General features: G+C 63.4%; 15 protein-coding genes. 10 read left to right on the top strand and 5 right to left on the bottom strand.

Features of this window, described 5'->3' with window-relative positions:
• The first annotated feature begins 141 nt into the window (after window positions 1–141).
• The gene (locus tag RKE25_RS12530; RefSeq protein WP_311838435.1) at window positions 142–1053 is read left to right on the top strand and encodes an AraC family transcriptional regulator; all 912 of its coding nucleotides are present in this window, start codon (window positions 142–144) and stop codon (window positions 1051–1053) included.
• 78 nt (window positions 1054–1131) lie between these two features.
• Here the strand turns inward: RKE25_RS12530 and RKE25_RS12525 are convergent, their stop codons facing one another.
• The 4 genes from RKE25_RS12525 to RKE25_RS12510 all read right to left on the bottom strand — a co-directional run bounded on the left by RKE25_RS12525 (window position 1132) and on the right by RKE25_RS12510 (window position 4160).
• Window positions 1132–1926, bottom strand: coding sequence for an SDR family oxidoreductase (locus RKE25_RS12525; protein WP_311838434.1), 795 nt, complete (start codon window positions 1924–1926; stop codon window positions 1132–1134).
• Window positions 1927–2037: 111 nt separating this feature from the next.
• Window positions 2038–2988 (bottom strand): alpha/beta hydrolase, encoded by a 951-nt coding sequence (locus tag RKE25_RS12520; protein ID WP_311838433.1) that lies wholly within the window; start codon window positions 2986–2988, stop codon window positions 2038–2040.
• A gap of 154 nt (window positions 2989–3142) precedes the next feature.
• Complete coding sequence (locus RKE25_RS12515; protein WP_311838432.1) at window positions 3143–3634, bottom strand: cupin domain-containing protein; 492 nt, start codon at window positions 3632–3634, stop codon at window positions 3143–3145.
• A gap of 133 nt (window positions 3635–3767) precedes the next feature.
• On the bottom strand, window positions 3768–4160 hold the full coding sequence (locus tag RKE25_RS12510) for a hypothetical protein (RefSeq protein ID WP_311838431.1): 393 nt from the start codon (window positions 4158–4160) through the stop codon (window positions 3768–3770).
• A 252-nt stretch (window positions 4161–4412) separates the two neighbouring features.
• Here RKE25_RS12510 and RKE25_RS12505 point away from each other — a divergent pair, with 252 nt between their 5' ends.
• The 7 genes from RKE25_RS12505 (at window position 4413) to RKE25_RS12475 (ending at window position 12204) form a co-directional block, all read left to right on the top strand.
• Window positions 4413–7478, top strand: coding sequence for a two-component regulator propeller domain-containing protein (locus RKE25_RS12505; RefSeq protein WP_311838430.1), 3066 nt, complete (start codon window positions 4413–4415; stop codon window positions 7476–7478).
• A 7-nt stretch (window positions 7479–7485) separates the two neighbouring features.
• Complete coding sequence (locus RKE25_RS12500) at window positions 7486–8121, top strand: response regulator transcription factor (protein WP_311838429.1); 636 nt, start codon at window positions 7486–7488, stop codon at window positions 8119–8121.
• Between the two features lie 54 nt (window positions 8122–8175).
• Window positions 8176–8316: a hypothetical protein gene (locus RKE25_RS12495; RefSeq protein WP_311838428.1), complete on the top strand. Its 141-nt coding sequence runs from the start codon at window positions 8176–8178 to the stop codon at window positions 8314–8316.
• 127 nt (window positions 8317–8443) lie between these two features.
• Entirely contained in the window at window positions 8444–8806 is a 363-nt protein-coding gene (locus tag RKE25_RS12490) for a metalloregulator ArsR/SmtB family transcription factor (RefSeq protein ID WP_311838427.1), read from the top strand.
• Window positions 8784–9284: an SRPBCC family protein gene (locus RKE25_RS12485; protein WP_311838426.1), complete on the top strand. Its 501-nt coding sequence runs from the start codon at window positions 8784–8786 to the stop codon at window positions 9282–9284. The genes RKE25_RS12490 and RKE25_RS12485 overlap by 23 nt, the downstream gene beginning before the upstream one ends.
• Before the next feature lie 326 nt (window positions 9285–9610).
• Window positions 9611–11155, top strand: a complete 1545-nt coding sequence (locus RKE25_RS12480; RefSeq protein WP_311838425.1) for a right-handed parallel beta-helix repeat-containing protein — start codon at window positions 9611–9613, stop codon at window positions 11153–11155.
• A 308-nt stretch (window positions 11156–11463) separates the two neighbouring features.
• Window positions 11464–12204, top strand: a complete 741-nt coding sequence (locus tag RKE25_RS12475) for a polysaccharide deacetylase family protein (RefSeq protein WP_311838424.1) — start codon at window positions 11464–11466, stop codon at window positions 12202–12204.
• Window positions 12205–12372: 168 nt separating this feature from the next.
• Here the strand turns inward: RKE25_RS12475 and RKE25_RS12470 are convergent, their stop codons facing one another.
• The gene (locus RKE25_RS12470; RefSeq protein ID WP_311838423.1) at window positions 12373–14760 is read right to left on the bottom strand and encodes a hypothetical protein; all 2388 of its coding nucleotides are present in this window, start codon (window positions 14758–14760) and stop codon (window positions 12373–12375) included.
• Between the two features lie 509 nt (window positions 14761–15269).
• Here RKE25_RS12470 and RKE25_RS12465 point away from each other — a divergent pair.
• Window positions 15270–18218 carry an autotransporter outer membrane beta-barrel domain-containing protein gene (locus RKE25_RS12465; RefSeq protein ID WP_311838422.1) on the top strand — a complete coding sequence of 983 codons (2949 nt, stop codon included), beginning with the start codon at window positions 15270–15272 and terminating at the stop codon, window positions 18216–18218.
• A 249-nt stretch (window positions 18219–18467) separates the two neighbouring features.
• Window positions 18468–20726 (top strand): LamG-like jellyroll fold domain-containing protein, encoded by a 2259-nt coding sequence (locus RKE25_RS12460; RefSeq protein WP_311838421.1) that lies wholly within the window; start codon window positions 18468–18470, stop codon window positions 20724–20726.
• Window positions 20727–20816: the final 90 nt, after the last annotated feature.

Raw genomic sequence — 20816 nt, 5'->3', positions numbered from 1 at the left:
TCCGCCGGCAGGCTTGTTTCGCCCCGACGTCGCTGAATACTTTGAAGCGCGGCGCCACCGAACTGTCAGCCTGATGCGCCGAAATTGCTGCCCGATCCTCCAGGAGCGATGCCTCCCGCTGCCGGGTCTTCGTCTCGTGCGATGATCCGCCGCATGGAGACACTGGCTGAAATGGCGGCGGTCATCGCCAGGAACGTATCGAGGGATGGTTTCCAGTCCACCCCCGTCGAACGACTGACGCTTGTTCGATCCTCCACGGTGACCATGCCGATGCCGAATGTGTATCGGCCGCAGATGTGCCTCGTCGCACAGGGACAGAAAGAAGTCATGCTGGGCGATCGCGTCTTCAGGTACGCGCCGGGGCGCTACGGCGTGGTGACCTATGACCTGCCGGCGACAGGCCGCGTGGTCGATGCGACGCCCGACAAGCCCTATCTCTGCGTGTACCTCGATTTCGATCCGGTCATGCTGGGGGACATGGCATCCCGCGTGCCGCCGCCACCGGGAGCGTCATCTCCGCCCATCGGCAAGACGGTATCCGACGCTGGGGCCGGGCTGCTCGACGCGGTGCTACGTCTCCTGCGCCTGCTCGACCAACCGGCAGCGCTGCCCGTGCTCGGGCCGTTGGCCGAGCAGGAGATTCTCTATCACCTGCTTGCCGGCCCGGATGGCGCCAGGATGCGCCAGGTCGCCTCTGGCCAGGGGCGGGTGGCACAAGTCGGCCGCGCCATCGCCTGGCTCGGGAAGAACTTCCGGCAACGGCTCAGCATTGAACTGCTCGCCGCCGAAGTGGGCATGAGCCCGTCGAGCCTGCACGAGCATTTTCGCGCCGTCACGGCGATGACGCCGCTGCAGTTCCAGAAGCAGCTCCGACTTCAGGACGCGCGCAGCCTGATGCTGGTCGAGAACATCGATGTCGCGACCGCTGCCTTCCGCGTGGGATACGAAAGCACGTCGCAGTTCAGCCGGGAATACCGCCGGCACTTCGGAGAGCCGCCGGCGCGCGACATTGCGCGCCTGCGGGCTTCGCCGGGTTTGGCGGTGGTGGCTTGAATCAAATCTTTGCCGTTGGCGGATCCATGCCATCCGTGCGCTTTGATGCCAACAAGTGAAGAGATGCTCCGCGCATCTTCAGACAATGGACCGCACCACGCCGCCATCCACGCGAACGGCTGCACCGGTTGTGGCCGAAGCCTGATCCGAGGCCAGATACACGCTCAGGCTGGCAACTTCTTCGACCGTTGCGAGGCGCCGGATCAAGGAGGTAGGACGATGAGTGGCGATGAAATCGCGCTCGACCTCGGCTTGCGAGATGCCTTTCTCTGCGGCGATTTTTGCAAAGAAGTCGCCGACGCCTTCGGACCGGGTGGGGCCCGGCAAGATGGCGTTGACGGTGACACCGGTCCCGGCCAGCGACTCGGCCAGACCACGAGACACAGCAAGCTGCGCCGTCTTGGTCATGCCGTAGTGGACCATCTCGGCGGGAATCTGCACGCCAGACTCGCTCGAGAGAAATTGAATCCGGCCCCAGCCGCGCTCAGCCATGCCCGGTGCGTAATGCCTCGCAAGACGAACGCCACTCAACACGTTCACTTCAAAGAACCGCAGCCAATCTTCATCAGGGATGTCGAAGAAAGCCTTCGGCTCGAAAATTCCAAGATTGTTAACCAATATGTCCGCCGCGGGTACGGCGTCCATCAGTTCCTGTGCACCCTTGGTTGTCCCCAGGTCGCCGGCGACCCCCGACAGCCTCGCGTGGGGAACGTTCCTGGCGATGGTGGCAATCGCGTCATCCACCCGTTGCCGAGTGCGCCCTGTGACGATCACTCGGGCGCCAGCAGCAGCCATGCCATGGGCGATGGAAAGTCCAATACCGGCTGTCGACCCGGTGACGATAGCGGTTCTGCTGCTCAAATCGATGTGCATGGGAATCTACCCTCGAGGTATTCGACAAGGTTGTGCCTGGGCTAGCCATAAAGGGCACATCTTGTGCGGGATCAACCCGACAAGCTCCATGACGTCCTTGGCCGGCGTGGGTCAATGCTTGGCATCCGGCTCGAGCTTCGCGCCGGCAACAGGTTTCCCATCAATAAAGTTGCGCACCGCGGCCACCGTGACATCCGGCGCTTCCTCCATGAGCCAGTGGCCGGCGCTGGGCACGACGAGCTCGGTGACATGGGTGGCTGCATTTCGCATCACCGCTGCCTCGTCCGCGCCAAACGACTTCGCGCCGCCGATCGCCAGTACGGGCATCGTGAGCTTTGTACTCAACGCCGCTTTGTTGGTCTCCGCGTCCTGGCGAATGGAACGGAACTGGGCAAATGCCGAATGCATGGCGCCAGGCCTGGCGTAGAGTTCGGCGTAGTGCTGGCGAGTGTTTTCGTCGACTTTCGCCGGATCACCCGAGAAATCGTTCCAGAACCTGTCCAGATAGATGCGCTCACGGCCAGCGATGAGGCGCTCCATATCGGCCCCTCCCAGATCGAAGTGCCAAAGCAAGGGAGAGCGCACGATCTGATCCCACGGCGGCACCCCGGGGACCGGCGCGTCCATGACCACCAATCGATCGGTCTTGTCGGAATAACGCTTGGCATAGGCGTAAGCGACCATGGTGCCGATGTCATGCCCCACGATCACCGCGCGATCGATGCCAAGCTGGGTGAGCACACCTCGCACGTCCGCGGCCTGGTTCCATTTCTCGTAGCCACCCTCGGGGTGCGATGAGAGTCCGAGGCCACGGAGATCCGGCACGACGACCGTATGGTCGCGCGCAAGATTTTCGGCCAACGGTTCCCACATGTCTCCGGTGTCGCCAAAGCCGTGGAGAAGGACGACGGCTGGCCCCTTGCCGCCTACGCGGATGTGGATGGTCGTACCGTTCGTCTGTACTTCCTGCGTGTGAAAGGTCGATGGAAAGGGCTTGACCGCCGCAACAACCGGGAGGCTCAAGGCCAAGGTCAGGCATGCTGCGATGAGTGAACGAGCCATGATGTCGTTTCCTGAGAATGGATGAGAAGTGCTTCTACGATTAAGGCGTTTGCCGAGCCCGCATGGTCGCGTGGGCAGCGGCCTGGGCAGTTTTTGAATCAGAACTTCCCAGCACGAGTTCCCCGGCCTCGCGGGAAAGAACTGGATGGTTAGTTCAGTGCTTGATCGCGGGATCATCCGCAGGATCCTCGTAGACCGTGTCCGTTGGCCCAAAGCCCGTGATCAGCACGGTGACCGCCTCATCGCCGGTCTGCGCGAAGTGCGCGCCATTCGCCGGCTCGGTGTAGATCGATCCGGTAGGCAGGGTTTTCAGCTGGCTTGCGTCGAACTTCGCTCCGTAGCCGAAATGCCATGTTCCCGACAGCACGGTTCCAACGCGGTCGCCTGCATGGTGATGCGCGGGAATGGATGCGTGGGGAGCTACGCGAAGCAGCTGGCTATAAGGTCCGGGCTTGGATGGATCGCCGAGAAGGGTGACAACTTGCACTTTGGCGTTGCCAGAGCCGCCTGCGCCACCCGTGGGGGAGATGGCGGAGAGCTGGCTGGGGGTCTTCGCAAAATGGTCCGAGAACGAGGGCGCGCCGGCCTGCTGCGCATGTGCAGCCACTGCGAAGACAGCCAAGAAAGGAAATATCAGTTTGCTCATGTCGACTCGACCTCCATTAGCTGGCTGGCGCCACGCGCCGTTCGAACGGTTGGCTCGCGACTGGAAAGTGGCGTTCTTTCTGCTGACGAAACTCAATGACCCTCAGGCCTTGCCGTTGACCAGATCGGCGCGATCACGGCCGATCCTTGCGCCGGCCGGATGCGTCGGGATCGTTGAGAACGACGCTTTTCCGTCCGAACAATCGGGCATCGACGGAATAGCCTCCCGGCCCGAGCAAGGCGAGCGCGATGGCGGCTGGAATGACAATGCCCGCGCATGGCCACGCGGTGCCGCCACCCGTAATCAGCGCGTATGCGCCGACCATGACGCAACCGGCGGCAAGCACGGGCGTCGCCAGGCCGATGATCAATAAGAAGCAGAGTACCTCCAGCGACCAGGCCACTGCCGGGAACCGCGCACGCGTCGATTGCGTGGCCAGGCAGAGCGAGAACGCCGCCGCGAGCCGAAGGCAAACCAAGCCGATGCCCGGGAGGCCCAATGGAAACATGGAGAAGAGGCGCTGCATGCCATCAGCCTAGGCGTGTCCCCTGGCGAGCGGCATCCCCGTGCGGGGAGCGCAGAACTCACTCTTTAGGGGTATGACATCCCCGGATACCACCACGGATTTCCGCGACGGGGACTTGCAATTGGCCGGCCTTGGGTGAAGATCGCATGACGGATGCGACCTGAGGGGAAGAGGGGAATGATGCGTCGTGCAGCAAAGATTCGACGCTCGCATCGCCTCAGGTCCGCCTGGCTGCGCGCAATGGCAGCGCTTGTGCTCTGGACGATCCTTGGCATCATGGGGAGTGCGCACGCGGTCGATGCGAGCCGCCTGATGTCCCAGTACGGACACACCGGCTGGCGATTGCAGGACGGCGAGCTTCCCGCCCCCGCCTACCCGATGGCGCAGACCTCGGATGGCTATTTCTGGATCGGCACGCAGGCGGGTGTCGTCCGCTACGACGGCGCGCGTTTCGTGCCACTGGACAGTTTGACCTCGAGGCGCTTGAAGAACGCCTTCATCCTGGCATTGTTCGGCGCGAAGGACGGCAGCCTGTGGATCGGCACTCGGGCAGGCCTGAGCCGATGGAAGGACGGGGAGCTTACCGACTATGCCGGCGTGAACAGCGCGGTGGTCTCGTTCGCGCAGGACGACCACGGCAAGGTCTGGCTGCTCACCCGCAGCAAGGACGGCAAGCCGCTGTGCGAGGTCGCGGACGCGGGCGTGATCTGCCACGGCAAGCCGGACGGCCTTGACGCAAAGGGCCTCTGCTGCGACCACATGGTCACCGACGGGAAGGGCGCCTTCTGGATGGGGAGCGACACGGCCGTGATCCAATGGAACGAGCACACGGCATCCCGGTCCATCCCCATCGAGGCGAAGATCAAAGCGGGCACGCCGGGCACCCTGGTCCTTGCGCGCGAACTCAGTGGCGAGATATGGGTCGGCCTGCCCGTGGCCGGCCCGGGCCTGGGTCTGCAACGCATCGTCGCGGAGCAGTGGCAGGCATTCCAGACACCGACCCTGGCGGGGAGCGCTCTTGCCGTGCAAGCCATCGCGAGGGACCGCGCGGGTGCGCTATGGGTAGGCACCATCGACCATGGCATTTACCGATGGGTCTCAGGCCGGCTGGATCACTTCGACACCAAGGACGGCCTCACCGGCGACGGCATCTATGACTTCTTCGAAGACCGGGAAGGCAACATGTGGGTCAGCACGTCCGGCGGGCTGGACCGGTTCCGCGATTTCAAGGCGTGGAGCTATACGACGCGCGAAGGCCTGAGCGTGGATGAAGTCGACGCCGTGCTTGCCGCACGCGACGGCAAGATCTGGGCAGGCACGGCCAGCAGCCTCGACGTGCTCGACCATGGCCAGTTTCACTCGCTCCGTGCGGGCAAGGAGCTGCCGGGCACCCAGGTCACCAGTCTGTTCGAGGACCGTGCGCAGCGCATCTGGGTCGGCATCGACGAAGGCTTGTGGATCTATGCGGACGGAAAGTTTACGAACGTTCCCGATCGCGATGGCAAGCCGCTGAAGGGTATGGTCTTCGCCTTGGCGCAGGATGGGGAAGGCGACATATGGGCGGTGGTGCGAGGGAACTCCTCGAGAGTGGTCCGCATCCGCCAGGATCGAGCGGTCGAATCCCGGGAGCCGCCAGCCTTCCCGTCGGCGCGTTCCTTGGCCACGGACGCGAGTGGCGGAATCTGGCTGGGATTGAGGGACGGCGGCATCGCGCAGGCAGGTGCGTCAGAGCGGCCCATTACGACCGGGCCCATCGCGACCGGTGTTGATACACCCGTGCTGGATATCGTGGCGGCCAGGGACGGGCTCGTGCTCGGCGCCACGAACAAGGGCCTGATCGCCTTCAGGCAAGGTGCGCTGCGCGTTCTTTCCGCCAAGGACGGGCTGCCTTGCGACGCCGTCCATGGCCTGGCCGAGGGTGAAGGCGACTCGCTGTGGCTGACGACGCCCTGCGGCCTGGTCCAAGTCGAACTCGCGGATATCGAGGGCGCAATCCGCGAGCCGGCACATACGGTGAGCGCGAATGTATTCGACGTGCTCGACGGCGTGCGCCAAGGCTTCGCGCCGTTTCAGAAGAAGATAGCGCGCGCGCCGGATGGCTTGCTCTGGCTCGCCAATGGCGTCAACCTGCAATCCTTCGATCCCCATGCCGCCATGACGGCGGGCAGTGCGCTGCCCGTGCATATCGAAAGCCTCACCGCGGATCGACACCGTTATCCGCTGGCCGACGACCTGGCGCTACCACCCCTCACGCGCGATATGCAGATCGACTACACGGCGGCCGGGCTGGCCGTGCCTCAGCATCTGCGTTTCCGCTATCGCCTCGAGGGGCGGGAGCAGGATTGGATAGAAGCGGGCCAGCGTCGCCAGGCCTTCTACACGGACTTGCCGCCGGGAACCTATCGCTTCCGCGTCGCGGCCAGCCAGGACGGGCGGCAATGGAAAGAGGCGGTGCCCCTGGACTTCCGCGTCAAGCCGGCGTTCTACCAGACCACCCTATTCATGCTGCTGATCTTGGCGATAGTGGCTTTGGCGCTATGGATGCTGTTCGCCTGGCGGCTTGCCCATGTCAAGGCTCAAATGCGAATCCTGTTCGAAGAACGGCACGCCGAGCGCGAGCGCATCGCGCGCGAACTGCACGATACCTTCCTGCAGGCCGTGCAAGGCCTGATGCTTCTATTCCAGTCGGCGATGGAGCGCATATCCCCCACGGGCCCGGCGCGCCAAATGATGGAGCGAGCGCTCGACCATGCGAACGAAGTGATCATCGAAGGTCGCGATCGTGTCACGCAGCTGCGCACACTCGCTCACGAAGAGGTAAATCTGGAGGACGCCATCCGCCGGACGGGAGAGGATCTCGCGCGCGACACCGCTACGGCATTCCGGCTGACGGTGGAAGGTACGCGGCGCTCGCTCGATCCGGGCGCGGGTGAGGAAATCCTGCGCCTGGCCCAGGAGGCGATCGCCAACGCATTCACCCATGCGCGGGCCCGCCACATCGACGTCAGCGTGACTTACGGAAGAAAGCACCTGGCGCTCAGTGTGGTCGATGACGGGCAGGGCTTCGACGTGGAAGCGCTCGCTGCGTGCCGTCCTGCCGGCCACTGGGGGATGCAAGGCATGCGCGAACGTGCGGCGAACCTTGGCGCGCGGCTCACGCTTTCCAGTCGGCCTGGCATGGGCACGGCGCTGGAACTTCTCGTGCCGGCGGCCAGGACGTTTCGCCATCACTCCGGACCGCTGCGCCGGTTGCGCGCCCTCTTGGGCATAATGTTCGCCGGCCGCAAAACGCGCCCGTTCGACCACGACGAAGCATGAAGTGCCGATGCCTTCCAGCAACGCCAGCGTGATTACCGTGCTCGTGGTCGACGACCATCCGCTGCTTCGCGACGGCGTGGCCTTCGGGCTATCCGGCGAGCCGGACATGCGCATCGTGGCCAATGCCCATGACGGCCGGTCGGCCATCGAGGCGTTCCGCGAACATCGCCCCGACGTCACCCTGATGGATCTGCAACTGCCCGACATGAGCGGCATCGATGCGATGCGCGCCATACGCTCGGAATTCCCGGAAGCGTGCATCCTCATCCTGACGACGTACCGCGGCGACGCACAGGTGGCCAATGCACTGAAGCAGGGTGCCAGCGGGTTTCTGCTCAAGGCTTCCTTGCGCAAGGAGCTTCGCGATGCCATCCGGTCCGCAAGGGCAGGGCGCCGTGTCATATCGCCCGATGCGGCATCGGATCTTGCGGAGCATATGGGCGACGAGGCGCTCTCCGAGCGCGAGCTTCAGGTGCTTAAGCGCGTGGCCCGCGGCTTGGGAAACAAGCAGGTTGCTGCTGAGCTTGGCGTCAGCGAAGACACTGTCAAGTCGCACATGAAGAACATCCTTTCCAAGCTGGATGCCAATGACCGCACGCACGCCGTAGTGATGGCGGTGAAGCGCGGCATCATCCAGATATAGCGCCCGCATCAGCCACGGCATGCCCGGCGAACGAAGGCGGCACTGAAAGTCGCCATGACGCGCAACGTCTTTGTGTATGTCAGTAGCGGGGAAGGGCTCTGCGCCAATGATTACGGCGAGGACTGGGCGCCGCCGACGGCAATGCCGCACTCACCAGAAAGCTGCGGCGCCGACCAAGGCCGCGCGCAAGCATGAGCTTGTAGCGGCGTCCGATATGGGGCGGGTGCGGCTTGGGAACCGGGCAGCAGGGGTGCCACCGGCGATCCGTAACCACCGGTGCGCCCCCTTGTAAATGCCATATGCTCGCCGTACAGTGAACCACATGGTTCACTATCAAGCCCGCCTCGATATCACGTTCGCCGCACTCGCCGATGTCACCCGGCGCGGCGTGCTGGAGCAGCTCGGGCGTTCAGACGCCTCGATCAGCGATCTGGCCCAAAGATTTCGCATGACCCTCACGGGCATGAAGAAGCATGTCGGCATCTTGGAGCAGGCAGGACTCGTGACTACGGAGAAAGTCGGGCGTGTCCGAACCTGCAGGCTCGGCCGTCGCCGACTGGAAGAGGAAGCCGCCTGGATCGAACAGCACCGCCAGCTCTGGAGCGCACGCTTCGACGCTCTGGACCAACTTGTCGAGCACTTGAAATCCAAGGAGAAGACAGATGCAAAAGGCAAGAGAAGCTAGTCCCGCCGCCACGAACCACACCTCCGTGGCGCGCAAATCCGACCGTGAACTCGTGGTCACGCGAACGTTCGATGCCCCGGTGCACATCGTCTTCGAAGCCTGGAGCAATCCCGAGTTGTTCAAGCTCTGGTGGGTTCCGAAGTCCGCAGGCATGTCGCTGGTCTCATGCGACATGGATGTCCGTACTGGAGGCACCTATCGCCTCGTGTTCCGCCACCCGGCCTTCGAGCAGCCCATGGCGTTCTTCGGCACGTACAGAGAGGTAACGCCGCCCACGCGTCTCGTATGGACGAATGAAGAAAGCGAGCAGGGCGCGGTGACCACCGTGACGTTCGAAGAAAACGCCGGCAAGACGCTGGTTACCCTGCACGAACGCTATCCCACCGAAGCGGCGCTCGACGAAGCCCTCGCCGGTTCGGCAGAAGGACTGCCCGAGCAGTTCGCGCAGCTGGATGAATTGCTCGCAAGCGGATCGTGACCACGCCGTAGTTGTCAGCGCATCGTTGCCTACGCTTGCGCCGCCTTATCCCGCCGTCCTTTGCCTGGATGGCGGGCCAAGGCGCTGGCGATGACTCGCACCGCAAAGAAGCGCGAAAGCGATTGCCGGCGGTTTTCACCCGGCGATATACATCCGCAAATAGAGCGGGTTTCACCTCGCCTGCATGATTCTTTTCCAAGGCGGTGAAAGATTGGCGGCGCATTGTGTCGCCAATCCCATTTCACGAGCGAATGTTTGGGCGATAGTCCAGCCTCCCTGGCGCGAGTCCAATAGCGTGCGCCTCATCACCGGGAGGAAAGGAACTCATGAAGATCGTTCGTGACGCACTACGGAAGACCGGCCACCTTGCTGCGCTGGCAGCCCTATTATCGACGGCACCCGCGGTCGCGCAGGCATACGTTGCCGACGCGCCTGTTCTTGAAGCACCGATCATGAGCCGCGTAGGTACCGCAGCTACCGCCATGGCCGTTTGCGGAGATGCGTCCATCTTGAATGGCCCATCAACGCCACCGGCAGGAGCCATCACGGTGCCCGCCGGCGATAACAGCGCTTTCAACTTCCGTCAGCCCGGAAAAACCTTCTGGTTCGCTCCGGGAATCCATAAGCTCGGCACGGGGATCTACAGCCAGATCATTCCCGCCAACAACAGCGTTTTCATCGGAGCGCCCGGGGCCATCCTGGACGGCCAGCACACCAATCTGTATGCCTTCACCGGCCAGGCTACCGGCGTCACCATCGAATATCTGACCATTCAGAACTTCGGAAACGCCGGGGCAAACAATAATGAAGGCGTCGTCAATCACGATGCCGGTCACGGATGGACAATCCAGTACAACACCGTGCAAGGCAACGCGGGTGCCGGCGTGTTCGTCGGGAGCTCCAACACGCTGAAATACAACTGCCTGACCAATAATGGGCAGTACGGCTTCAGCGCCTATGAGCCCGATGGCGTCTCGAACGTCGTCATCGATCACAACGAGATTTCATATAACAACACTTATCTCTGGGAAACCGCCAGCCCGGACTGCGGCTGCACCGGAGGGGGCAAGTTCTGGGCAACGAACAAGGCGACCATCACCAACAATTGGTTTCACCACAACCATGAAGGTCCGGGGCTGTGGGCGGATACCAACAACAATGACTTCGACATCGAAAACAATGTGTTCAGCGACGAAGAGAACTCGGGCATCATTTACGAGACGTCTTACAACGCATTGATCAAGAACAATACGTTCCTGCGGACCGCCAATACCTCCGGGCCGGCCAATCCCGACTTTCCGACGAGCGCCATTTACCTCTCGGAGAGCGGTGGAGACGCTCGGGTCCCGGCTCGCTATCAGACCATCACGATCACGGGAAACACCTTCACCGACAACTGGTCGGGCATCGTGATCTGGGAGAACGCCGATCGCTTCTGCAATTCGCCCGCCAACACCAGCAGCGGCGATTGCACATTGGTGAATCCCGCGGTGGTGAATCTGTCGACTTGCGTGGCAGGCACGATCAACAAGGCGCCGTACTATTCGGATTGCCGCTGGAAAAGCCAGAACATCCAGGTCACCGGCAATACGTTCAGCCTCAATCCGGCAAATATCGGATCGGAATGCACGCCGGATAATGGATGCGGATGGCAGGGCTTGCTTTCGAACTGGGGAAGCTATCCGTCGTGGTCGCCGTATCGGGGCGAGGTGATTGAACAAGCCATCACCTTCAGCCAGGCCAATGTTTTCAGCGGCAACACGTATGCCGGGCCTTGGCAGTTCATGGTGCACGACCAAGGGCAAAGCCTGACTCCGTCGCAATGGCAAGCAGCGCCTTATAACCAGGATGCTGGCAGTAGTTTTCACTGAAATACACGCCACCCGGGTATTCGGTACGGGCTTAGCTCAAAAGCAGCCTCGACGCGGATCGCGGAAATAGCTCCGCGATCTGCGTCGGATGACAGCATCCATCGAACCCGGCAGGGCGCAAATGCCCACTCTTTTTCAGCTCGTGTAATCTCCACGGGACTGACGAGCTGACACCGGAGCCATTCGACATGGCATGGCGAACCACGAGCCCTCCGCCGTGCACGGTTTTCGTTTATCGACTGAGCACGAATAGCGGCATGGCGTGGAGGACAGTGATGCGAATTGGATGGGTTTTGCTGGCAACCGCCATGATGGCCACCCAGGCGGTGGCCGGGACATGGCCAGACGGCAAGCGGGCGGCCGTGGTGCTGACTTATGACGATGCGCTCGTCTCGCAGCTCGATACGGCGATTCCCGCGCTCGATGCAGTCGGCCTCAAGGGAACGTTTTTCCTGATCGGCAGCAAGATCGCCCCGGAGCAGATCGGGCGCTGGAGGTCTGCCGCAGCCGAAGGCCACGAACTCGGCAACCACACCATTCGCCATGCTTGCCCAAAGGCCAATTATCCGCCGGCAAAAAAGATCGACACCAGCGAAACCTACGATGTCGACACCATGCTGACGGAGATCCGCACGATGAACACGATGCTGACGGCGATCGACGGCAAGCCGCAGCACAGCTATGCCACGCCTTGTGGCCAGCACCTGGCTGGAGATGTCGATTATCTTCCGGCGCTGCGCGCCGGCGGATGGGTGCGTTACACCCGCGCCGCCGACCCAACAGAGCGTCCTTTCGATCGGATGGACGTACCGGCCCGCTTTTTCCCCTCGAACGCAACCGGCGCCGATCTGATCGCCGCGGTCCAGGATGCCGAGCGCAAGGGCGGGATGATCGTGCTGGGTTTCCACGGTGTGGGCGGCGATTACCTCTCCGTGTCCGCGGAAGTCCATGCCCAGCTCCTTGCCTATCTCAAAGCCCACTCCGACACGATTTGGGTGGCGCCGTTCTCGACCGTCATGGATTACGCCGCAAGCCATCCAGGCCATTAACGTAAATCGGATAGTCCGATTTCATACGCTGGCTCGGCGGTCTATGCGCCGCGGCTTCGAGAAGGGTGGGACGTTCTGGCCTTCGTGCACGCAGGGCGAAAGCACGCCGGGCTTTCCTAAGCCGAAGACGCTCTTCTCCGCCTGTGGCGAAGAAGAGCGTCGCAGCCGTCATTGCTGAGAAGTGCCGTAGATGACGCCGCGGGCCTCGTTCGTTCCGAGGTACACCGTACCGAAGGTGCGCGGGTCGCCGATCGCGATGTTGATGCCGCCCCATTGATGGAGCGCGTCATTGATCTGCACCCAGGTCGCGCCGGCGTTGACGGAACGGAACAGTCCGGTGACGCCGTTGACGGTGCCGGCCAGGTAGACCGTGGGGTAGCGCGATCCTTTCACTGCCTTGCCGAAGCCGACTGAGGTCGCGGACGTCACGCTGGCGGCATCCACTCGTCCCCAGCTGGTGCCGTAGTTGGTGCTTCGATACAGGCCCGACGGCGTGGCGATCCAGACGTCGCCCGCCTTGGCTTCACCGGCGATGCCGGTCACGGCGGCTGCCTGGCTTCGGAGCCACGACGGCACCGCAGGCAGCCCCGTATTGGCGGATGCATGCCAGGTCACACCCTTGTCGGTGCTGCTGTAGAAGCTGCCGTCGGCGCCGTTCCAGGCATAGAACACATTGGAGCTGGCGCCGTCCGAAAGCATCTGCACGCCGACCGGAAGCGACGGCAATCCGCTGCCGCTGGCTCGCGTCCAGCTCGCGCCACCATCGTTTGAAACCACCGGAGCGACGTCGCTCGGGGCCCACGCAATGGTCTTGCCGTCACCGGAAATGGCGGCGGTGCCGCCGCCGTTGGGGGAGCCGGCCTGATTGGGGAACCCGGTCCAGGTGGACCCTCCATCGCGGGAAATGGAGCCGTACGAAGTGAGGTTGCTGTTGCCGTGCTGGACGATGCGCACGATCGTCGAGGGCGAATTCTTGGCGAAGTCCAGTCCGGTGCCGATGCTGTCGCCGCAGGTGGGATTGTTGGGCTCCGTCAACGGCGCCGCCGTCAGGCTGGCGTGCACGAAGCCGCAGACGTCGCCGAGGCCGCTGAGCAGGTGCGGGCCTGAGGTGGGCGACAGCAAGGTGATGACGGCCGTTTCTTCGATACCGCTGGCGCCGATCGACCAGTACGTCGGCTTGCCCGCGTCGGCGTCGGTCAGGTTGGAGGTGGTCCAGATTCCGCCGCCCCAGCCATACATGGCATGCGCCGGATTGAAGGGATCGATCACCACCTCGCCCCAGTTGCCGAATGCAGCTTGCTTCTGGCTCGGATCGACCGTCCAGGGCGCCATGCTCGAATCGCGGACGGCATAGGTGCCGGAGCTCGGGGTGCTGCCATCCCAGGTGGCGCCGCCCACGTCGATCCAGCTGTTGCCGCCGTCGGTGCTGCGATACATGGTGTCCATCGGCCACCAATGATCCATGGTCATCACCACCAATGTGCCGGGGTGCGCGGGATCGACCGACAGGCCGCTGTAGCCGGAGGGGTAGTTGAATCGGTCGGTTGGCGTGATGTTCGTCCAGGTGTGGTGCACGGTGTCGTATTTCCACACCGCGCCGGAGGTCATGCCGCCGGGGCCGATCGCATACGTGTAGTTGCCGTTGCTGTCGGTGCCGTTGCCGTAGGTGATGTAGAGATTGCCGTCCGGTCCGATCTGGCCGCGCTGCGGCAGCTGGTTGGCGGGACCCCCGGACACGGGGTTCCAAGTAGCGCCGGCATCGGTACTCACATAGAGCGTGGTGCCGTTGCTCGCCGCGGTGCGCGTCGATACGCCGGCATAGATGGTCCTGGTCGGCGTGCCGGCCGGTTCACCCGAGGGCGCGAAGGCGATGAACGTCACGCCGGCGCCCGTGCCATCGGCGGTCAGCGCCGTGAAGCCGCTGACCTGCGACCAGGTGGCGCCTTTGTCCTGGCTGGTCCACAAGCCGTCCTTGCCGGCGACCTGCGTGGGGATGCTGGGACTGGCCGTGCTGTATCCGGCATTGGAGGTGCCGTAAAAAAGCACCGAACCATCGTTCGGATCCACCTGCAGACGCTCGCCGGCATTGCGCCCGTCTTCATTGCCGCCGACACGGAAGCTCAGCGGGTGGGCGGTGAAGCTCTTGCCCTGGTCGGACGACACCAGGACGGAGCCATTGCCGGCCCACGTCTTGACGTACAGGCCCGTCACCAGGAAGAGCATATTGGGATCATGCGGATCGATGGCGATGCTTTCGATGCCGGTCCATGACGAATCGGATGGCGGCGTCGAGTCGTTCAGGGCTACCCACTTGTTTGCCGAGGCATCCCATCGATACGCGCCGCCCACGTCGGTGCGCGCGTAGAACAGGCCTTGCTGTTTCGGGTGCGCGATGATGCCGTCGACGTAGCCGCCAGCAACGATGCGCACGTTGTTCCAGGTGTAAGGAATCTGCGCGGTTTGAGCGGACAGTGCCGCCGCATGCGACAGCGAAAGCACGGCGGCCGCGCCACAGGCCAGTCCCCGGGCGATGGCCTGGTATAAGCGCTTCTTCATGATCTCTCCCAATATGTATCGGACCAGGGCGCGCAGTGCGCCGCAGGTATTTGCCGATGGCGGATCGCGCGGCTCCGCCGGTGCGATCGCGCGGATGACGTTCAACGCGAGCTCATTCGCGCGTCGAGCAATGTACTTCGAAATCGCTTCGGAACATCGCGCGCGTTGCGAGATCGCGCGAGTCGTTCAGGCAATCGTGATGTAAGGCACACGTTGCGCTTGCATGGAGCTGAAGAAGTTTTTCGCCACTAGTCATTTGGGGCCAGATTCGCGCATTGGCTCACCGTTTGCCCAAGTCGCTCGCGTCCATCGTCGTGCGATCAAGTATTTTTCATGCACGGAAATGCCGCATGTTGCTCCCGTGCCCGAGCGGGTAGTCAGCGTGCCACCGGCTGTTTTCCGCAAGGGGATTCATGCTTGCCTGCCGCGTCGATGCGAAGCATCGATGTTCGCCGCGCGCTGCTTGTCTTTCCTGCGAAAAGAAATTTCATTTCACGCAGAGCCATTACATGAAACATGCGGCAACACGCATCATCGCCTCGTCCGTCGTCATCGCCAGTCCATTCGGTTTCCTGCAGACGGCGCTCGCCAACTGCACCAGCCCCGGCGGGTCGACCGCGACGGTGAGCTGTGACAGCACCGCTCCCAATCCCTACACCACGCAGATCGGCACCGGCAGCAGCGAAACCACCATCACCACGGTCGACGTGCAGAACGGCGCCACCATCAATGTGGGCGCGGCGCAGAACGCCATCAGCCTGGGCGACGATGCGCTGATCACGCTGCATGGCGGCGCGCTGGTCACCAACAGCCCGGGCACCGGTGGCAGCAACGGTGGCGGCTACAACCTCGGCTACAGCACGATCGAGTTCCGCAACAACGGCAGCCTGGCCGTCAATGCCAATGCGCAGCTGACCCAGACCGGCAGCTCGGCCGCTGCCAAGGCGGTCAACGCGGTCGGCTACAGCAACACCATCACCAACTACGGCACGATCAGCTCGCAGGGTGCGCCGGCGATCTGGTTCCAGGATCAGGTAACGCAGCCAGGCACGGTCAATACCGTGGACAACTACGGCGCCATCCAGACCGGTGTGAACGGCGGCAACGCCACGGCGATCGGCAATGCCGGCAGCGGTGATGTGGCGTTCTTCAATCACAGCGGCGGCGCGGTGATCGGCAATGTCGCCTTCACCGGTGGCGACAATGAGGTGACGCTGTATACCGGATCCAGCGTCAGCGGAACGATCGACGGCGGCAGCGGCAGCAGCAGCCTGACGCTGGCGGGCGCGGACACCGGCGCGCAGCAAGGCGCGCTGCTCAATTTCAGCTCGCTCACCAAGGTGGACGCCGGAACCTGGACGCTGGCCGGCAACCTGCAGAACACCAGTGCCAACCCCGGTGCGCAGCTGGGCATCTATGTGCAGGATGGCACTTTGGTGCTGGCTTCCGACAATGCGGCCTTCAGCGGTTCGGTCGCGGTGTACGGCGGCGCTACTTTGCAGCTGGGCAATGGCGGCTCGTCCGGCGGCATCAACAGCGACATCGCCAATGACGGCACGGTGGCGTTCGACCGCACCGGCACCTATGTGTTCGCTGGCAGCATTTCCGGCGCGGGCGGCGTCAATCAGCTCGGCAGTGGGACGGTGATTCTCGATGCCGACAATCCGTATGCCGGCGGCACCCAGGTCAACGCAGGCGTGCTCGCCGTGGGCGACAGCAGTCACCCGGGCGCCGCATTGAGCGGCGGCGGCGGCACTACCGTGGCCTCAGGCGCGACGCTGGGCGGCTATGGCAGCGTAAGCGGTACGGTCACCAATGGCGGCACGATCGCGGTGGCCGATGCGCTGTCGGCGCTAGGCAGCAGCAAGGGCAGCTTCACCGTCAACGGCACCTTGAACAACAGCGGCCTGGCGCAGGTGGGCGGCAGCGGCACGGGCAACCGGCTGGTGGCAACCCATTACATCGGCAACCCCGGCAGCGTGGTGGCACTCAACACTTATCTGGGCGGCGACGGCTCTGCTTCGGATCAGCTGGTCATCAATGGCGGCACCGCCACCGGCAGTACCGCATTGCGCATCACCAATACGGGCGGCCCGGGCGCGCTGACCTCAGCCAATGGCATCCAGGTGGTGGATGCGATCAATGGAGGCACCACCGCCGTCAATGCTTTCACGCTGGCAAGCGCGGTGGCGGCGGGGCCGTACGAGTACTCGCTCTATCGCGGCAGCACCGATGGCAGCAGTACGCAGAACTGGTATTTGCGCTCGCAGCTGGACTGTTCGCTGATGCCGCAGGCGCCCGTATGTGCGGCACCTGCACCTGCACCTGCGCCTGCGCCTGCACCCGCGCCTGCACCCGCGCCTGCACCTGCGCCTGCACCTGCACCCGCACCAGCACCAGCACCTGCGCCTGCACCAGCGCCTGCACCCGCACCTGCACCTGCACCCGCTCCGCCGCCGCCTTCCTCCGGTCCGGCACCAAGCCAGGCAGTCGTGCCGCTCTATCGGCAGGAGGTGTCGCTCTACGCCGCCATCCCATCGATGGCGCTGTCCTATGAACTGCATCTGGTGGACAACCTGCGGGAACGTATCGGCCGGGACGTCTCGCCCGATGGCGGCGGCTGGACGCGGGTCATCGCGCAGCACGACAAGCGCGATGGCGGCGCGGCTGGCATCTATGGCAGCAAGGGACCTCAATATAGCGATGACTTGTATGCCTTGCAGGCGGGCATGGATCTGTATCGCGACGAACACGGTGGCGGCGACGATGTCGCTGGCGTCTATGTCGCGCTGGGTCAGATCGCCGGCGATGTCAGGAACTTCACTGGCATCAACGCCGGTCACGATCGGCTGCAGAACTACACGCTAGGCGGGTACTGGACCCATCTGGATCCATCGGGCTGGTACACCGACGCGGTAGTGCAGGGTAGCAGCTACAAGATCAGGGCCAGCTCCACCCGCATGGCACCGCTGAAGACCGAAGGCCGCGGCCTCGCGGCCTCGCTCGAAAGCGGCTACCGGATGCAATTGCACAACGGCTGGGTGTTCGAGCCGCAAGGGCAACTGGTCTATCGACGCGCATCCTTCAATGACGCCGCCGATGCCGCGTCCAGCGTGTACTTCAAGGACGCCGGAGCGCTCGCCGGCCGTGTCGGCGCCGAAGTGGACAAGAGCTGGTCGGTCGGCGGCACACCGGCACACCCCAGGGCATTGACCGCCTGGCTGCGCGCCGATCTATGGCGCGAATTCACCGGCGATACGCAGGTGGCTTTCTCGACACCCACGACGCCGATGAATTTCCGCTCCGACCTGAAGCGCTCATGGGTAAGTCTGCGCGCCGGCCTGGGTGCGCAGCTGACGCGCAACGTCTTCGTGTATGCCAGCGCCGGGCATGACTTCGGCGTCAATGACCATGGCAAGGGCTACAGCGGCAAGGCCGGGCTGCGCATCGACTGGTGAAATCGCCGTGCCGGCGTGAATTCGTGCTGGTACTGATATCGATTCGGATATCCATGGATTCCGATTCCTCATGGCTCTTCGGCCCTATGGAGCGATGGCACAGAGAAAAGTGCAAGCCGTCTCTCAAAAATGATCACTCGCCCCCTAATGACATGGAGTTGCCTGGCCGCGCGTGCATAAATGCCGCCGATTTACCTTCCCCCCACATGCCGTTGGCGGCATACCCAGCGGCGATCGAGGTGAAAACGCATGAAGCAGATCGACCATCCAACGCTCGCTCCTCAGAACGGCGCCGATACGCACGACCACATCGATGACAGCTCTCGCCGCCGCTTCGTCGGAGGCCTGGGTGCCGGCGCGTTGCTGCTCGGGCTCGGATTCGGGGTGGGCGAAAGCCGCGCCCGCAGCCTTCCGCCATCGGGTTCCGCACCGGCGGGCAGTCCGCTGATCACGGGGCGCTTTACGCATCCGGGCTTGCTGCTCAACGAGGCCGACTTCACGCGCATCAGGAACAAGCTCAAGAACGGCGAACAGCCATGGACCAAGTGGTGGCAGACGATGTGCGCCTCCAGTGACACGTCCTTGACGGCCAAGCCCAATCCCCAGCCCGCGTGCTATCGCGCGGACGGAACGAAGTGGGCCCTGTACAGGGATACCCAGCGGGCATTCTGCCTCGCCTTGCGCTGGAAGATTTCCGGTGAAGAGGCCTACGCCAAATCGGCCGTGGAAACGCTCGACGCGTGGTCATCGACCTTGAAGTTCATCGGAACCGTTCCGCCGGGCTCCACCGCGCACGACGATCACACGTTCTACTTGATGTGCGGCATGCAAGGCCGCCAATTTGCCAATGCCGCGGAAATCATGCGCACCTACTCAGGCTGGTCGGCGCAGGGTGTGGCGCGCTTCCAGGGCATGCTGCGCAACGTATTCGCGGAGCCGATTTCCAAGGGTCTGCACGCGCACCTGTCCGATGGCGGCCTGTGGAGCTTCGCCAACTGGGACTATGCCGCGCTCGTCGGTACGCTTTCCATCGGCGTGTTCTGCGACGACATCGATCTGTACCGGCAGGCGATCGACTACTACACCGGCAACAATCACGGCGACGTGCACACGCAGTTCGGCAATGGCATGGCGATGCACAGCGTGTATTTCATGCATCCGGGCTACCTCGGCCAGTGGCAGGAAAGCGGGCGCGACCAGGGGCATTCCACCCTCGGCATGTCGCTGGGCGGCGACTTTCTCGAAGCGGCCTGGAAACAGGGCGATGATCTGTACTCCGCGTTCAACCATCGCTTCCTGGCTGGCGCGGAATACGTGGCAAAGTCCAATGTGCTGGACAAGAACGGCAAGCAACCAGTGATGCCGTTTGCGCGCCAGTACAGTCCGACCGGCTTGTTCACTGCCGCGGCCAACCAGTCCGGACCTTCGCTGCGTGGTTGCTGGGAAACCATCTACAACCATTACGTCAACCGCATGGGCATCGACGCGCCCTACATTGCGCAAATGGTGCACAACACTGAGTTCAGAAACCCAGATGGCGGCAGCGATGACATGCCGTATTCCACGCTGTGGAGCCGCCTGGACGATTACGCCGGACCGCTGCGTGCGCCGTTCGGCGTATCCGGGTTTTGCAGCGAAGGCAAGGTGACGCTTTCGTGGTGGGGCGGCAAGGATACGTTGGCCTATCTGGTCCAGCGCGGCAGCAGCGCGAACGGGCCATTCAGCGTGATCGGCTCGGTGCCCGGGGATCAGACGCGCACATACAGTGACATGCCGGCGCAAGGCGTTTGGTACTACCGGATTCAGGCCAGCAATGGCCTTGACCTCGTATCGCGTCCGATCCGCGTCGCGGTTCCCGGTGAATTGCGCTGCTCGATGGATCTTGCCGACGGCAGCGGCAGCACGGCCACGGGCTGGGTCACCTCGCCCGATGGCGCGCAGGTTCGCGGCGACGGCACGCTGATGAACGGTGCGAGCTGGGGCGCGGGCCGCATGCCGGGCACCGCTTCGCTCCTGTTCGACGGCAAGCAATCGTATGTGCAGCTTCCGGCCGGGATGCTTACGGACGTCGCCGATTTCACGATATCGATGTGGACCTTCGCCAATGCGCCGCTGCATTGGGATACCTGCCTGTTGTTCATGGGACTGGATGGCGGCGCCTGCATGTTTCTTGCACCGCTGTCAGGCCGCAACGGCGGCAGGTTGCGCTTTGGCATCACCGCCTCGGGGGTCAACGGCACGCAGGCGGTCGAAGCCGATCAGGCCTTGCCGTTCCGCCGCTGGGTGCACGTTGCGGTGACCCTGCGCGGTGGCACGGCCAAGATCTATATCGATGGCCGGCTGGCGGGCCGTGACGATTCCTTCGAGTTGTCGCCACGTCAATTGATCGATCAGAAAAGGCTGCTCGGTTGGGATGGGGGACATGCGTCCTTCGACGGGCGCATCCAGGATTTCCGTTTCTATTCCGTAGCATTGAGCGACGCCCAGATCGCGGCGTTGGCGAAGTAACCGCGGGCAGCGCACACCGACGATCCATGAATCGTCCTCCGCCCGGCGTCGAGCCGGGCGGCAGGCGGCTTTTCGTTCGCGTTTACAGGG

It is taken from the genome of Dyella sp. BiH032, assembly GCF_031954525.1.
GTDB lineage: Bacteria > Pseudomonadota > Gammaproteobacteria > Xanthomonadales > Rhodanobacteraceae > Dyella_D.
Note: the sequence above shows the minus strand (reverse complement) of the source record. Positions and strands in the feature narration are given on the sequence as shown.